Source organism: Fictibacillus enclensis (genome assembly GCF_001457035.1).
In the GTDB taxonomy this organism is placed as follows: Bacteria; Bacillota; Bacilli; order Bacillales; family Fictibacillaceae; genus Fictibacillus_C; species Fictibacillus_C enclensis.
In genome coordinates this window covers 416,587-432,045 of sequence record NZ_KQ758617.1, presented here as the reverse complement: position 1 = coordinate 432,045, position 15,459 = coordinate 416,587, and the positions used below count along the sequence as shown (strand labels likewise).

The 15,459-nt window shown below is 44.5% G+C and carries 14 protein-coding genes and 1 pseudogene; 4 read left to right on the top strand and 11 right to left on the bottom strand.

Annotated elements, in window-relative coordinates:
- From AS030_RS02310 to AS030_RS02290, 6 genes are all read right to left on the bottom strand, one after another.
- Entirely contained in the window at positions 1-1,194 is a 1,194-nt protein-coding gene (locus AS030_RS02310; RefSeq protein ID WP_061967933.1) for a M24 family metallopeptidase, read from the bottom strand.
- Between the two features lie 425 nt (positions 1,195-1,619).
- Complete coding sequence (locus tag AS030_RS24185; RefSeq protein WP_240482192.1) at positions 1,620-2,198, bottom strand: PucR family transcriptional regulator; 579 nt, start codon at positions 2,196-2,198, stop codon at positions 1,620-1,622.
- Positions 2,198-3,325: a PucR family transcriptional regulator gene (locus AS030_RS02305; protein WP_240482191.1), complete on the bottom strand. Its 1,128-nt coding sequence runs from the start codon at positions 3,323-3,325 to the stop codon at positions 2,198-2,200. Before AS030_RS02305 ends, AS030_RS24185 begins: the two co-directional genes overlap by 1 nt.
- 83 nt (positions 3,326-3,408) lie before the next feature.
- Entirely contained in the window at positions 3,409-4,398 is a 990-nt protein-coding gene (eutB, locus tag AS030_RS02300; RefSeq protein WP_061967931.1) for a hydroxyectoine utilization dehydratase EutB, read from the bottom strand.
- Positions 4,399-4,551: 153 nt separating this feature from the next.
- Positions 4,552-7,467, bottom strand: a complete 2,916-nt coding sequence (gene pulA / locus AS030_RS02295) for a type I pullulanase (protein ID WP_061967929.1) — start codon at positions 7,465-7,467, stop codon at positions 4,552-4,554.
- A 126-nt stretch (positions 7,468-7,593) separates the two neighbouring features.
- Positions 7,594-8,343 carry a DUF2161 domain-containing phosphodiesterase gene (locus AS030_RS02290; RefSeq protein ID WP_061971448.1) on the bottom strand — a complete coding sequence of 250 codons (750 nt, stop codon included), beginning with the start codon at positions 8,341-8,343 and terminating at the stop codon, positions 7,594-7,596.
- Between the two features lie 151 nt (positions 8,344-8,494).
- Between AS030_RS02290 and AS030_RS02285 the strand changes: the two genes are divergently transcribed.
- Both AS030_RS02285 and AS030_RS02280 read left to right on the top strand, forming a co-directional pair.
- Positions 8,495-9,907 carry a hypothetical protein gene (locus AS030_RS02285; protein WP_061967926.1) on the top strand — a complete coding sequence of 471 codons (1,413 nt, stop codon included), beginning with the start codon at positions 8,495-8,497 and terminating at the stop codon, positions 9,905-9,907.
- Between the two features lie 129 nt (positions 9,908-10,036).
- Positions 10,037-10,807, top strand: coding sequence for a SurA N-terminal domain-containing protein (locus tag AS030_RS02280; RefSeq protein WP_061967923.1), 771 nt, complete (start codon positions 10,037-10,039; stop codon positions 10,805-10,807).
- Between the two features lie 41 nt (positions 10,808-10,848).
- Here the strand turns inward: AS030_RS02280 and AS030_RS02275 are convergent, their stop codons facing one another.
- Entirely contained in the window at positions 10,849-11,232 is a 384-nt protein-coding gene (locus tag AS030_RS02275) for a nuclear transport factor 2 family protein (RefSeq protein ID WP_061967921.1), read from the bottom strand.
- Between the two features lie 141 nt (positions 11,233-11,373).
- Here AS030_RS02275 and AS030_RS02270 point away from each other — a divergent pair, with 141 nt between their 5' ends.
- Together AS030_RS02270 and AS030_RS02265 are read left to right on the top strand one after the other, a co-directional pair.
- Positions 11,374-11,820, top strand: a complete 447-nt coding sequence (locus AS030_RS02270; RefSeq protein ID WP_074440444.1) for a cupredoxin domain-containing protein — start codon at positions 11,374-11,376, stop codon at positions 11,818-11,820.
- 99 nt (positions 11,821-11,919) lie between these two features.
- Positions 11,920-12,570, top strand: a complete 651-nt coding sequence (locus AS030_RS02265; RefSeq protein ID WP_061967916.1) for a DUF2306 domain-containing protein — start codon at positions 11,920-11,922, stop codon at positions 12,568-12,570.
- Between the two features lie 40 nt (positions 12,571-12,610).
- Here the strand turns inward: AS030_RS02265 and AS030_RS02260 are convergent, their stop codons facing one another.
- From AS030_RS02260 to AS030_RS02250, 4 genes and pseudogenes are all read right to left on the bottom strand, one after another.
- Entirely contained in the window at positions 12,611-13,861 is a 1,251-nt protein-coding gene (locus AS030_RS02260; RefSeq protein ID WP_061967914.1) for a helix-turn-helix transcriptional regulator, read from the bottom strand.
- A gap of 107 nt (positions 13,862-13,968) precedes the next feature.
- Positions 13,969-14,151 carry an aspartyl-phosphate phosphatase Spo0E family protein gene (locus AS030_RS23905; RefSeq protein ID WP_162264537.1) on the bottom strand — a complete coding sequence of 61 codons (183 nt, stop codon included), beginning with the start codon at positions 14,149-14,151 and terminating at the stop codon, positions 13,969-13,971.
- A gap of 186 nt (positions 14,152-14,337) precedes the next feature.
- Positions 14,338-14,439: pseudogene (locus AS030_RS24885) on the bottom strand (mannosyltransferase YkcB-related protein); the annotation flags it as partial.
- 114 nt (positions 14,440-14,553) lie between these two features.
- Positions 14,554-15,459 carry a substrate-binding domain-containing protein gene (locus AS030_RS02250; RefSeq protein WP_061967910.1) on the bottom strand — a complete coding sequence of 302 codons (906 nt, stop codon included), beginning with the start codon at positions 15,457-15,459 and terminating at the stop codon, positions 14,554-14,556.

Below are 15,459 nucleotides of genomic sequence, written 5' to 3'. Positions count from 1 at the left end.
TTAATTGAAGTTGGTTTCAAGGGCACCTTCTTTAATCACGAGCTGTCTTGGCAAGGATGCGAACGTTTCGCAGCCAGTTGCCGTTACCCGAAGGGCTTCGCTCGCTTCAAACCCATACTGGTCAAGCCAGATGCCCGGAATGAGATGGAACGTCATATTTGGCTGGAGGATCGTTTTGTCCCCTTTCCGGATACTCGCTGTATGCTCGCCCCAGTCAGGCGGATAGTTCAGCCCCATCGCATAACCGAGGCGTGATTCCTTCACGATCCCGCTTTTATGAATGGTCTTTCTCCACGTTTCTTCGATTTCTTCACAGGCAATGCCAGGCTTGATCATATCCAGGCACGCATTCAATCCCTCGACCACAATCCCGGAAAGACTTTGTAAGCGTTCAGACGGCTGTCCGATATTGACCGTTCTGGCAAGAGGTGAATGATACCGTTTGTAGCAGCCTGCCAGCTCCAGGATGACGGAGTCGCCTTTCTTATATCTGTCATCTGTCCAGGTCAGGTGGGGAGTGGATGTTTTTTCCCCTGATGGCAACAGGGGTACGATAGCTGGGTAATCGCCGCCGAATTCCTTGGTTCCTGTGATCTGGGTATGAAAAATCTTGGCCGCGACATCACATTCCCTTACGCCTTCGTTGATCATCCCGATTCCGTCCATCATGGCTTTTTCCACGATCGTTGCAGCCCGCTTCATATATTGAATTTCGGTATCGGATTTAATCAGGCGGATCCAATTGACGAGCAGCGTTGCATCCTTGAATTCAGCGTTCGGAAGTCCCTTTCTCAGCTGTTCATAGCATTTGGCAGTAAAATAGTAGTTGTCCATCTCTACGCCGACCGCGCGTTTGTCCTGTCCAATCTGCTTTAAAATATCAGCAACAAAATCCATCGGATGCTTCGTATCGGATTGAACGTAATCATCCGGATAAGGAATCAGGTTCTCATGATAAAGCCAGGATGTGGCTTTGGCTCCATTTGTATCCTGGTTCCGGCCGATCCAGATTGGCTGGTCTTCATCATCAATGACGATCAGCATTTGATGAACATAAAAGGACCATCCATCATAGCCGGACAAGTAATTCATATTTGCGGGATCCGTGATCAGCAGGACCTCGATTCCTTTTTCCACCATCCTTTGTTTCGTTTTCACAATTCTCTTCTGATATTCAGTTGTTCCCAATGACATTGGACCCACCCTCTCTAACGCAGTTATTATTTGAATTTTAAGAATAATTAATCTATGACTCTAGTATAGAAGAAAAGATGGTTTTCTCTCATCTGCAAAAATGTATGAAGTTTTTGTAAAAATTTTAGCCAAATTATCATATTACATAAAAAGAGACCGTCGACAGGATAGACAGTCCCCGCTCATTTATTTAACTCATTTTGGATAGTGCATAATCATAAGCTTCCAGCGTACGATTGATTTCGTTCTCGCCCCTTGTTCCCCATGCTGATGTTGTCCTGCTGGCCTCCAGTCATCTTCCTACGTTTTTCGATTCATTTGTAGGGCCGCTTCAATAAACTGGAAGATGTTTGGGAACAGTTTGATGTTTTTTACAAGAAGGAGGACGACTAAGAAAAAAAGACCTTTTCAGGGTCTTTTTTTCATTATGAATGAACCGGGGTTTCAGTTATGCCCAGTTTCCACGTTTTAATGCTGAGGTCGAGCAGAAATAAATCATCGGTATCGATGAGAGAAAGGCCTGTTAATGTTTCAACTTTGCGCAGTCTGTACAATAGAGACTGTCTGTGAAGGTTAAGCAGGCGGGCGGTTTGGCTGACGTTTCCGTGGCACTCATTGTAGGTGCTGAAGGTGCCGATCAAATCCATGTTGCGCTGCTGATCATATTGGATGAGCGGTTCGATAGCAGAGACGATGATTTCTTTCATTTCCTTGTTTTGGGCCAGGGTCAACAGCACCCGGTCCACCTTTGTATTCTCATATAATACCCGGTGCCCGGCCCCTTTTTTCTTTCTGCCGATTTGCAGGGCCGTTTGTGCATGGTCAAAGCCTGTTTTGAATCCTGCGATTGTTTCTTGCGCCCCTCCAATTCCCCAAGAAATGACCACATCAGGCAGCAAATTCCGCAGCCGCCTTTCCACCAGGTCCAAAAAATGATGAGCAGGGTTTTCATTGTTTTTTGCCTGCACAAAAAGGGTTAATTTATCTCCCTGATAGGTCATCATTACTTCTTTCTCAAGCGACCCGGCAGCATAGTAAATTTCTTCCCTTCCTCAATGTAGCGGATCATGCTGTCAAGCCAATGCTCGTACGAAAGGTCATACTGCTTTCTTTTTTTAAACAAGAGCTCCAGGTTCTCGGGATAGCCCGCAATACAGACATAAGGAACCTTAAGATTAAATCCAAGCAGTTTGGCTCTGGACTCCGCTTGTTCATCAGAAGTAAATTCACCTTTGGCTAATTCCTGTATAAAATCGCTGCGAAGGCGCATTTCGGTTTCTTCTATGGCATTTTGGCGCGACAGCCAAAGCGCGATCGTGGTAGCCGAATGCTCAAGCACATTCACCCGGTATTGTGTTAAAAATTCTTCCAGCTCGCAATCATTTGGGAACAGTACAAATAAATATCCCTGGACATCTCCTGAAGCATTCAGGATCGGCAGCCGCAAAATGGTCTTACCGCCGAGCTCAATCATTTGAAACTTTTGATACATGGGATCCTGTGGCAAAAGGGATGATGTTTTTTTTATGGAGATTCCATCCTTCAGGTTATAGTACTTCCATTTGTCATCCGGATCCCCCGCGTCCGTACGGTCCTGGATGATTCCTGCACGGTCGGTAATGACGATCGGGCAGCCGATCTGATTTTGAATATAATCGGAAATCTCCCTGAGGCTCGTTTCCTTGAGAATCAGCTGGAGGAGTTCCTGCTGGGCTTTTTCCGATTTCTCCCGTTCTTTATGCTGAATGTCGTTTAGCTCCCTCAGCACTTCTTCTATAATGGTGGAAAACCGGACTTCCCACGGGATTTCCATAATGATAAATTGATGCTTTTCAGCCAGCTCCACCACTTCTTTTGGAACGTCAAAGATATAACGCCCCAGTGCAATAATCAGTGCCGAGGCTTCGGAATGGATGATATCCTCCACAAACTTTTTAAATAATTGAACATCATGCCCGCAGCCGATGGCCGTACTAAGGACAACTTCGTTCTTACGCACAAAATTTTCCACCGGCATTTCAATGGCAGAAATCCACTGGACATACCGTTCTCTAAGATGGGAGCTCCCGGTACGCACCCTGGCATTTTCCATAATTTCCAAGCTTAACAGATCATTCACAGCTAACTTCAACCGCTCTCCCCCTCTGGCCGCAAGATTATTTTCTAAATATTCATATAGTTAACTATACCAAAACTTGCAGCAGGCGGGGAGCATTATGCAGGATTATACGTATTCAATATACGCTGAACAACAGTCAGATCCACATTATGTCCAGTGATAATAACGGCAATAGCTCCATCCTTGTACTCAATATGATTTCCCAGCAACGCAGCAATTCCGGTCGCCGCTGCCCCCTCGAGGATCATTCGGTGATGGTCGATCATGAATGCCATACTCTGTGCGATTTCATCTTCAGGTATCAATACCGCCCGGTCCATATATTTCTGGACCATATCGAAGGTGTAACGGTTATCCATTCCAATGCCGCCGAGCAGGCTGTCGGCAAGCGTATCCTTTTCCGGCATCTTAATTGGTTTGCCCGCTCGTAAACTTTCATACATCACGGCTGATTCTACCATGGAAACGCCAGTGATCCCGATTGAAGGGTCATTCGTCTTCAGCGCCATACCGATTCCTGACAGCAGTCCTCCGCCTGAAAGAGGGACAACAACGTCCTTCAAAGCAGGGATATCCTCCAGCAGCTCGAGGCCGATGGTGCCCTGACCGGCAATGACCTCTGGATCATCAAAGGGCTCAATAACGGTTAACCCATGCTTCCTTTCCAGCACCAGACATCGTTCGCCCGCTTCATCCTGGCTCTCTCCGCAAAATTCAATGAAAGCTCCAAGCCTTTTCAATGAATCTACTTTTGCCTTTGGTACCCGGTTCGAGATGCAAACGGTCGCTTTAATTCCCAGCTTTTTAGCGACATAGGCCACTGCCATTCCATGATTTCCGGTGGAATACGTTGCTACACCCCGTTTTCTTTCCTCCTCAGTCAAGCTGAGGATTTTATTGGCCGCACCCCGTACCTTAAAAGCCCCTGTATCATGCACGGTCTCCAGTTTTAAATAGACCGGGCGGCCCACCTTTTCTGATAGAATAAAAGATTCAACAGCCGGTGTTTTGCTGATTATTGAACTCATCCTCTTTCTTGCTTCCCATACGTTTTGTATCGTCACATTCGTTTTTAGCTCTTTCATTTTTGTCCCTCCCTCTTAAAACCATCTCTACTTCGGATTATATAGTAACAATATTCTGTAATCTATTGTGAAAAGTGACTAGGAACAGGTAAAACTTTTACTACAGAATGATAAAAAACCGCCGGATTCCTCCAGCGGTTTCTTCCATTATTTTCATCGTCCATCCAGAACAATGGTACTGAGCGCAGGTACTTGAATGGTTTTGCCCATTACGATTCCAAGAGGTTTGTTCCCCGCGTCTTCGCCATTCGCCAGGACTCGCCATGGTCCGATCTTTGGAAGTGAGATCGTTTGAACGCTTGTGTTGGCGTTATAAACCACGACCAGATCCTTTGACCTGTCGTTGTTCGCATGGCCTTTCAGATCATAGGCAACTGTATTTTTTGGTGCGGGCAGAAACTTGATATGACTGCGGATGTCAGCGGCCGTTCTCATCCGGAAGGCAGGATGGCCTTTTCGAAGCTTAATCAAGCCTTTCATATAGTCTACCTCTTTTCTGAAATCGGCACGGCGCTGCCAGTCGAGCTGATTGACCGCATCAGGTGACTTGTAGCTGTTATGGTCGCCTCCTTTCGTTCTCATGAATTCCTGTCCGGCATGAAGGAAGGAGATACCTTGTGATGTCAGGATGATGGATGACGCGAGCTTATGCATCTTTTTCCGGGTATCCACCGAGCTTTCCGGATTTGTCAATTGAAGCTTGTCCCACAGGGTGTGGTTATCGTGAGCTTCGACATACGTGATCACCTGTTCCGGATCCTTATAGGTCGCCATCGTGCTCGAATAATCGATCCCTGCTTTAACCCCTTCCTTGATTGCCTCTTCGGTATCGGGTTTTCCGTTCACGAACCCTTTGTCGGTATCTTCAAATACGCTCCCCTTTAAGCTGTCACGGATTCCATCGTTAAAATGGGCGATGCCAGTCATTTTTCCGGCATTCTTTTGATTGGCTTTCAATGACGGATCAAGCGGAGTATTGAGGTCCCATCCTTCACCGAGCACGATGATCGATGGATCAATCTTATTCAATGCCTTTCTGACTTGATTCATCGTTTCTACATCATGAATACCCATCAGGTCGAATCGGAAGCCATCCAGATTGTATTCCTTGGCCCAGTAGCTGACGGATTCCACAATGAATTTCCTCATCATCTTGCGCTCTGAAGACGTATCGTTTCCGACTCCGGTTCCGTTTGCCAGTGTTCCGTCATCGTTATACCGGAAGTAATAACCCGGCACGAGCTTTTGAAAATTCGATTCGTCTGCCGAGAACATATGGTTATACACAACATCCATAATCACCCTCAGGTTGTTGTGATGCAGGATGTTTACCATTTGCTTCATTTCTTTGATCCGCACAGCCGGCTTATAGGGATCTGTTGAGTAAGATCCTTCCGGTGCGTTATAGTTCTGTGGATCATAGCCCCAGTTAAACTGTGGCTGATCGATCTTGGTTTCATCTACGGTTTTATAATCATAGATCGGCAAAAGCTGTACATGCGTGACTCCAAGATCCTTGATATGGTTCAATCCTGTTTTGACACCCTCTGGTCCTGTTGTGTTTTCCTCAGCAACTCCCAGGAACTTTCCTTTATGCTTGATTCCGCTTTTCGGATGCATGGAAAGGTCTCTGACGTGAAGTTCATAAATGATTGCATCTTCCGGAGTGAAAGCTTTCATCCGTTTATGGAAGTGCTTTGGATCGGTTTTATCCAAATTGATGACGGCTCCTTTTTGGCCGTTTACGGTTACCGCACGGGCATAGGGATCAACCGCCTCGCTCCATTGGTTGCCGATTTTCACCTTATACGTATAGATCAGCCCTTCATGATTGCCTTTTAGTGTTAATTTCCACGTTCCGCGTTTGCTTTTTTTCAAAGGCAGATCGGTTCCCTTTTCGTCCTGCCATGATTTGTACATAACAAGCTTTGCCTCACTGGCGGTTGGTGCCCAAAGCCGGAACTTTGTTTCTTTTTTGGAATAGCTGTTGCCCAAATCATCTCCACCATAAAAGAACTTATTGTCAAATTCCGGCGTGCGGACAACTTTGCCTGTTTGTACCTCTGCCTCTCCAAAGTTTTCTTTGGAAACCTTGTACACTTTAGTGAGATCCAAATCTTTGGAAGTGATGATCTTCACCTTGTTTGTAAAGTCTCCCCCTTGATTGTCAGCGGGAACAACTTGTTTGATGGATGCACAGCCGGTAAGGCTGATGCCATGCTCTTTTATATCAAACGGAAAATTCGTTTCAAATGTAATCTCACGAAAACCATCGATGGATGCCTTTACGATTTTCGGTGTACGGTCCACCAAATCTTTATCGTAATAAAGGCGCTCCTGTCCTTGAGCAATCCATACCTCGGCAGAACCGTCCTCCTTGAACTTTGTTACATAACGGTCGTTGAATTCTTTTTCGGCCCAATCATTGCCTGGTATGCTCTTTCTTACAATAAATCCAAGCTTATGAACGTCCTTCAGGTTTTCCATTTCAATTGTAGCTACTTTGCCGAAGGCATCATCCTTTGTAAACTGAACCGCTTTTCCTTCACCATTCTCTGGCCATGTCCACAGATTCCATCCGTCGTATTGATTGTCGTAACGGAAATAGTGCACTTTCACATTGAACTTTTCATAGGCAGGTAAGTCACGGTACTCGCCATCAGGCGGCTCGGTATACGTGTTGTCATCCCCTGACTTGACCCAGACTTCCCCTTCACCTCCAGCAATATCGATGAAACGGTCGCCTCCGTCTTTCTCCCAGCTGTCAGTGCGTACAATAAAGCCTACCTTTTTGTATGTACCATCGAGCTCAATTTCAGCCAGCTTTCCAAATTTGTCCTCCCCGGTAAACGGATAGGCTTTCCCTTCTCCGCCTTCAGGAAAAACCCATAAGTTCCAGTCCTTCGTATTTCCCTCTGATGGCTTGTAATGAATGGTTACTTTTGTTTTCCCTGATGAAGAATTCGTTTCTGCAAACGATTGCACAGAATGGAATGAAAAAAAGATTCCCATCAGCACTGTAAAAATGGAAACAAGAGAAATAAACCGCTTGATCTTGATCCCCTTCATATTCCCGTCCTCCCTTTAACATGAAAATTTTGGATTGCTATCACAACTTTACCACGATAAAGGAACAAGTGAAAGCGTTTGCATAACAGATAGGTCAAAAGGCACAAAAAAACCGAAAAGAGAACATCAGCTTTTTTCGGCTTCTTCCTGCAGCTCTATTATTTTGTTTTGATAATAGCACACCTGATCGGGATAGATTCCCAATTCCTGTTTTCCTTTTTCACTTATGGAGTAGATACCCCGGGAAATTTTTTCAAACCATCCATAATAGTTTTTGCTTAAAATGGACAGCGTCTTGTCTCCCGTTCCCCACCCTCGCAGTGCCTTGGGGGTCAGCGGACCGAATTCCAGAAGCAGGCAGGCGATGTAAATGCAGGTTTCCATGTAGGCCGTGATCAGTTTGGTCTTGCTGCTTCCGCCGACATTGTAGTCCCCATTCCGGCCTTTGATTTCTTCGAGCAGCTTCGTCCGTCTCTTTTTATATCGCTGCTGGCTTTTCTTGCGGTCAAAGGCCCCGGGATTAAGTATGGTTTCCACCGTCGCGCCTTTTTTGGTAAAGGAAACATGCAGCAGCCCGAGTTCCAGCCTTTTGATTAAGTGCAAAACATCATGCCACTTTTTTGAATTCCTTTTATATTTGGGCTTTGGAACCGCTATATAAACAAAGTCGGTCAGCCGTTGCCGGTTTGTGGCCTGTACAAGCAGGTCCACGTTTAAGGTGAGCTTGAGTTCGACAATCACGAGATCGTCTTCTTTCATCATGGCGATATCGCAATGATGGACTTCACCGTACACTTCATATCCTTTTTCCATAAAATAGTCCCGAACAGGCATATACAGATCAGTTTCATAGCGTTTTTCTTTACTCGTCTTCATAACTACCTCGCTTTGGTGCCCATTATAATCGGTTCCCATATCTTTGGAAAGCTTTTTATCTCACCACTTTTCATTCCCTACATATTCTGTTAGTAATCACCGGGCGGCTGTCCATTGGCCCGGTACATGAATCGGAAGGGAGAGAAAAGATATGGGCGTTGAGCTAACAGCACTTCATTGGATTTATGTCCTTTTTATCTTTTTCATCATCGGCTTTATGGTCGCAAGGAGAGATACAACCCTCATTTGCATTTTGGGGATTTTCTTGATTGCACTGACTGCTACAAGCTCTTTAAGCGCCTCGGTAAGCAGCATCTTCAACAGCTTCGCCTATGCCATAACCGAGCTGCTCTCCACGATCCTCGTCATCTCAATCATTGTGGCCATGAGTAAAACACTAACTGTTACAGGGATTAATGATGTCATGATTTCGCCTTTTTCAAAGCTCATACGCTCGCCGGCCCTCGCGTATTGGACGATCGGCCTGCTCATGATGGTTATTTCCTTCTTCTTTTGGCCATCTCCCGCCGTTGCTTTGATGGGAGCCGTTCTGCTTCCGGTTGCCATCCGGGCCGGACTTCCTGCTCTCGGTGTGGCCATGGCCATGAACCTCTTCGGACACGGGATCGCATTGTCCGGCGACTTTGTCATTCAGGGCGCACCCAAACTGACGGCAGACGCTGCCGGCCTCCCCGTCAGCCAGGTCATCCATGCCAGTATCCCTCTGGTTATCGTCATGGGTGCTGTAACGACCGTTTGTGCCTTCTACTTTTTAAAGCGTGATTTAAAAAACGGCAAGCTCACAAGCGGCACAGGATTGGCCACGGCTGCCGCTTCCTCCAAGGAAAGCACTCTTCAAAATGGAGACCCTGCATTGCTTTCCTCCAGCCAAAAACGCTTTTTCGCGTTACTCGTTCCTGTTTTATTTGCCCTGGATGTTGTCGCCATGTATTTATTTCAACTACAGGGCGGCGAAGCGACCGCACTGATCGGAGGAACCTCTGTTGTCATTCTGCTTCTCATCTCGATGGCAGGGCACAAAGGAAAAGGACTGGAGAAAACAACAAGCTATCTTATTGAAGGCTTTCAGTTCGGTTTTAAAGTCTTTGGTCCCGTTATCCCGATTGCTGCCTTCTTTTACCTGGGTGATGCCGGATTTAACACCATCATTGGGAACCTTCTGCCCAAACACTCTCACGGAATTGTGAACGACCTAGGTGTATCACTCGCATCAGTTGTTCCAATGACTAAGGAAATCGGTGCAGTCACTTTAACGGGTGTTGGGGCCATCACCGGTCTCGACGGCTCGGGCTTCTCCGGTATATCGCTTGCCGGGTCCATTGCTGCACTGTTTGCCCATGCTATTGGTGCTGGAGCGGCTACCTTGACCGCCCTCGGTCAAATCGCGGCCATTTGGGTTGGCGGAGGCACGCTGGTGCCATGGGCCCTGATTCCCGCAGCGGCCATCTGCGGAGTCGATCCTTTCGAACTTGCCAGAAGAAACCTGCTCCCTGTTGCGATTGGTCTCGTGGTGACCACTATTGTCGCCATGTTCTTGATCTGACTGTAAGAAGAAGGCTCCAAGAGTGGGTCTTCTTCTTTACATTTGCAAAACAAATTCCTGTTTCATTTCCATTTTCACGCCAAATCCGTTATAATTCGCCCCAAGGGCAATTTTGAAAGGAGTGAAATAATGAAAAAGATTATTTCAATACTAATGATCGCAATGCTTGCCATCGCATTGACAGCTTGCGGTTCGGATGATAAAGACAAAAAGGCTTCAGATAGTAAAGACAAGGCAAAAACATCTCAAGCCGAAAATCAGAAAAAGCAAGAAGAGCAAATGAAAGAAATGCAGAAGAAAATGGATGCACAAAAAGTGGATGACAAGAAAGTAGTAGCCACGGTAAATGATGAGAAGATCATCGGCAAGGATTACAACATGGCGCTTTCTTCTTCACAAATGCAAATGCAGCAAATGGGACAAGACCCTTCCTCCAAAGACGCTGCAAAGCAAATTAAAGACCAGACGGTTGAAAGCCTGATTGGACAATCCCTTATCCTACAGGATGCAGAGAAAAAAGGATACAAAGCATCAGATAAAGAAGTGAACGATCAGTTGTCTCAAACCAAAAAGCAATATAAAGATGAAAAGAAATTCGCAGCCGCTCTTAAACAAGCGAACCTGAGCGAGTCAGATCTTAAGGGACAAATTGCGGACGGCATTGCTTCCCAAAAATATATTAAAAAAGAAGTTCCTGCTGACAAAGTGTCAGACAAGGAAATTCAGGATTACTACAACAAATATGCTAAGCAAAGTACAGGAAAAGATCAAAAAGCACCAAAACTAGAAGAAGTAAAACCTCAAATCAAACAGCAGCTTGAACAACAAAAGCAGCAGGAAAAACTCGTTAAAAAAGTTCAAGATCTGAAAAAGAACGCCAAGATTAATGTGAAAATCTAACTGCACTACAAAAGGATGGCCTCCTGGAGGTCCATCCTTTTTTATGGTTTAAAATGAATAGCTGAATCTGAAGGATCCAACGGAGTTACAGTCCCCTGGTGAAAATAAAGCTGCCATCTCCCCTCCATGTGCTTCCATAAGGAACTCCTCAATGTGTTTCGGTCTTTTGTCCGGTTACGGATGATATACGTCGTTAATACGATGTCAGGCGCCAGCAGCCGAGCTTCAAAATTTAAAAGAGAAAAATCATCCACATCAAGATCTCCTGTCAAACAATCTTCCTTTCGTATGGGAGAACCGGTACTGCCGAATTCCATGAAGTCATCGGCAAGCAGTTCATCCAGCTTTTCGAATGAAGTTCGAACATCGGGCCGCAAATGGCTCTCCTCCAGCTCTCTCATCTGTTCCTTCATCGCCTTTTCCATTTATCTCATCCCTTTTTTCCGTATTCCTTTAACTATTCTTCTTGTAAAAGGGTTGTCCTTTGCGCTTCCCCTCTATTTTTTTAACAAGAAATCCATCCTGTCCACATATAGTCTAAAGACAAGCTGATGGAGGTGGAACATTTGAAAATATGGTTTGTTCCGAGAAAATGGATTTTATTGTTTATTTTATGTATTTGTATCGGACTTGGCACGTGGTATGTTGTAAAGCCTGATGCTGTTGAAACGACGGGATCACCGGCCAATGCAAAGCGGCTGACCATTAACATGGTCACAGGGGAATTCAAATCTACGCTGGATAACGGAAAAGAGATTGAAGCCTACCGCTGGGATCCAGGGACGATTTATATCCCGCGTGATCAGCCGGTGACCTTGAGCATTTATGGTGTAAACGGCAAAGCACATCCTTTTTACATCGAGGGAACGAATGTGAAGGGCAACGTGGTAAAAGGCAAGGAAACGGTCCTGCATCTTCGCTTTAAAAAGGAGGGCATCTACCGGCTGATCTGTAAAACACACGCAGATATTTCCCACAACGGTCCCATGATTGCCTATCTGGTCGTTGATTGATTCAATGGAAAGCATTCGAAGCTGAATGCTTTCTTTTTTGTCATATTCCATTTATATACATTATATGGTAATCTATAACAAAAAAGAGGGAGGGCTTTTGTGACAGGGCGAACGAGAAAGAATTATGCTGTAGCAGGTTGTTATGTAATCGTTGCTCTTTTTATTGCGTATATCGTTGTTCAATATCTGGTCTTTGGGCCAAAACAGGCAGGGATTGTTTCGGGGAAACTTTCGATTCCCGGATTTCCTTACAACACGTGGCAGGTCTTTTTCTTTGTACACATCGCCACTGGATCCATCGCCTTGCTTACAGGTCCCTTTCAATTCTTAAGGTCCAGCCGGAAGGTGATTTCTGTCCACAGAATCATGGGCAGAATCTATGGGATATCCATTTTCGTCAGTGTCCCGGCTGGCATTTATCTGGCGTTGTATGCCACAGGCGGTCTTGCCTCTTCGATCGGATTTATTGTTCTGGATGTGGCCTGGTTTATGACCGCTTTTGTCGGCTTGAAGCGAATCCGCGAAAAAAAGGTGACCAGCCATCAGGAATGGATGCTTCGCAGTTATGCTGTGACACTCGTTTTTGTGACATTCCGTGTTTTTCTTCCGCTGCTTACCCTGGCTGGCCTGCCTATCTCTTTATCGTTCCCACTGTCCATCTATTTTTCAATGGCGGTTAACCTCGGATGGGCGGAATGGCACCTTCGGAGAAAGAAAAGCCGGTCCATACAGCCAAACATTTCCGCATAAAAAATGAAGGAGAAAAACAGGTTTGTTTTTCTCCTTCATTCTATAGGTATTCTTTATACAACTGATTTACTTTTGCATAATAGTGGTTGGCATTTTTATAAGAAAACTTTGCCGAGTAATAAGCAGCCAGCTCTTCATACATTTCGATCAGATGCAGCCGGTCCTGCGTCTTTTCCAAAAATGGCAATGCTTCCTCTTCGATAAACTGCTGATAAGCTTCATCATGAATTTGATCATTTATTTTGAATTCCAGCGTCTTTAGCCGAAGATACGTTGGGGTTACTGCTTCATTATTGATTGCTTGGTATCCCTTTCGCACCCACAACATAGCTTCCTTACATCTATTTGTATGGTAATATATATCAGCAATGAGACAAATCGTATTACCTATATTTTCCCCTTTCTTCTCTCGGAGACCTTTTTTTGAAACCGAAAGTGCTTCTTCATATTGCTCAGCCTGTAAATAGGAATGACCAAGATTATGCAGGACGGTTGACAACATGCCTTGTAAAGCTGGATTAAAGTGTGATGCATTTAGTGCTATAGTATAATGCGAATGAGCTGTTTCAAAATCCCTTAAACGGCTATAATTCATACCTTGTAGGATATGACAATCAATGCTGCGGGCAAAATTAGCATCTGCATTAAAAATTTCAAGCGCTGTTTTAATATAATATATCGATTGGGAAAAATATCCGAGTCTTGTACTAATATTTCCCATCAAATAAAATAATTCTTCATCTTGTATTCCAAGTTTTCTCGATAAAAGATAGGCTTGTTTAAAATAATCCAATGATGTTTTGTAATTATTTTGTAAATATTCATAATGTCCTGTAAACTGAATGGTGTAGTATTGAATTTCGGACGTCGATATTTTTCTTACTTCATTTAATTTGTCCAATAATCTTTTGGCATTCACCATATCATTAATAAAAATATAATAGCGAGCTGACATTGCCATGAATAGATGAATCAATCCTGTGTCATCCATATTCATGATACGCGATTGAAAATGATTAAACTTTTGGTCAGCCGCTTCTTTATTTCTATATTTTATGTCCTTATACCAGACATGCATTTCCTTCTTCAGATTATTTATGGCTTCTTCACTAACATAAGAATATTCAATACCCAGACGCTCACATAACAATTCCAGAATTTCCGGACTTGGGGTTATGCTGTTGTTTTCAATTTTACTTAAATAAGAAACCGAGCAAATCCCCTCACAAGCTGCCTTTTGTGTTAATCCCTTTTTGATTCTGTAAAAGAATACTTTCTTGCCGTCGATCAATGGCTTCCCCCTTAAATTTTCAGAGCAGATAATATTTTCCTAGTAGAAATATTACCACAACTTATACCAGGCAGCCACTTCGCAAATCAAAACTATGTAAAAGAAGGCTACATTTTATTATGGGTTGGAATGGATAGCAGCTTTTGATAGCAGTTTAGTAGTTCATTTAGCTCATTTCCACGAGTAATCGTTTCTACACTTTGAAAACCCGTCTCCCTGGCTGAATGAATCATTTCATCACGCTTATGTTCAATTAATTCTATTAATTCTTGATTCAAAACCGGGCTCATGTCTTTCACTCCTAAATAATCGTTTCTCCCCCCATGATAAATCAAAATATACTCCATTAGTAGCAAAATTCGACATTTCCATGTTGAGAAAATAGAGCGAAAAACCCCCTCTTTTGAGGGTGATTTCACGGGAAGTTTCTCAACCAAATTAAAAAAGTCCTCCTAATTCCCTCTGCCTCCCATTCGGCGGTTGCTGCCTCCTGAAATTAAGAAATATTTAATCTCTCCTGCTTTGACCATCTTTTCAAGGCTTTGTGGCGTAAGTGCAGGATCACTTCCAGAAAAACCATTCCTGCTTGAACCACCGTTATGGATAGTTTAGAGAAGCAAGCTTAACTCTTCCTTAAGTTCATAAAACAAAATAAAAACCCAGATTTCCGTTGAACGGATATCTGGGTTTAGTTAGGTTTCATATACAATTTCTCCTGAGAGGTGCAGGTTATAGCCTTTTAACTGGCTAACCTGGGTTTGAAATTCGTGTGAAGTGATGGTGTCCCTCACGAGCTTAAGGAGGTTTCGGTTGTCTTTTAGCACAACCAGATCGTATTGTTCCTGGATCATGGGAATAAAATCCACTTCAGCCATCTTGGCTACATTCTCAATTCCTACCCCGGCATCCGCCTGTCCGCCTGCAACGGCAGAGGCAATTGAAAAATGGCTGGTGTACTCGGTGTTGTATCCTGAAATATATTCACGGGATAGCCCGGCGAGCCTCAGCTGTTCATCCAGCAGCACCCGTGCACCCGCTCCCTTTTCACGGTTAACGATGGTTATACCCGGTTTGGCGAGATCACTCCAGGTTTTAATTCCAAGGGGATTCCCCTTTTTCACATAAATGCCGGCAGTTCTGCATACCAGGTTGATCAAGGCAAAAGGTTCGCTGATTAAAATGCGCTTCACATAAGGCACGTTATAGGTCCCGCTTTCACCATCAAATAAATGGACGCTCACAATATCGCACTGTCCCTGGTACATGGCCATTAAGCTGTTCAGACTGCCCGTATACCACCTTAAAGGAGACGTGCCAAGCTTCGGTTCTAAATGCTTGCCAAGAAAATCAAGCACCATATCCTGTCCGCTGATGACCAGCTGTTCTCTATTTAATGGAGGCTTCTGGCTTTTTTGTGGCTTCTGCACGGTCTTTGAGCTATTTTTATAGGTTTCAAGATCTTGGTCATCAATTCGCATTTGCCTGCCGACCCGATAAGCCGGCAGCTCGCCTTTTTTGATCAGATCATAGATGGTAAGCTTTGAAACTCTTAACCGGTCGGCTACTTCTTCTATGGTATATGATACTGGTTTATCCAT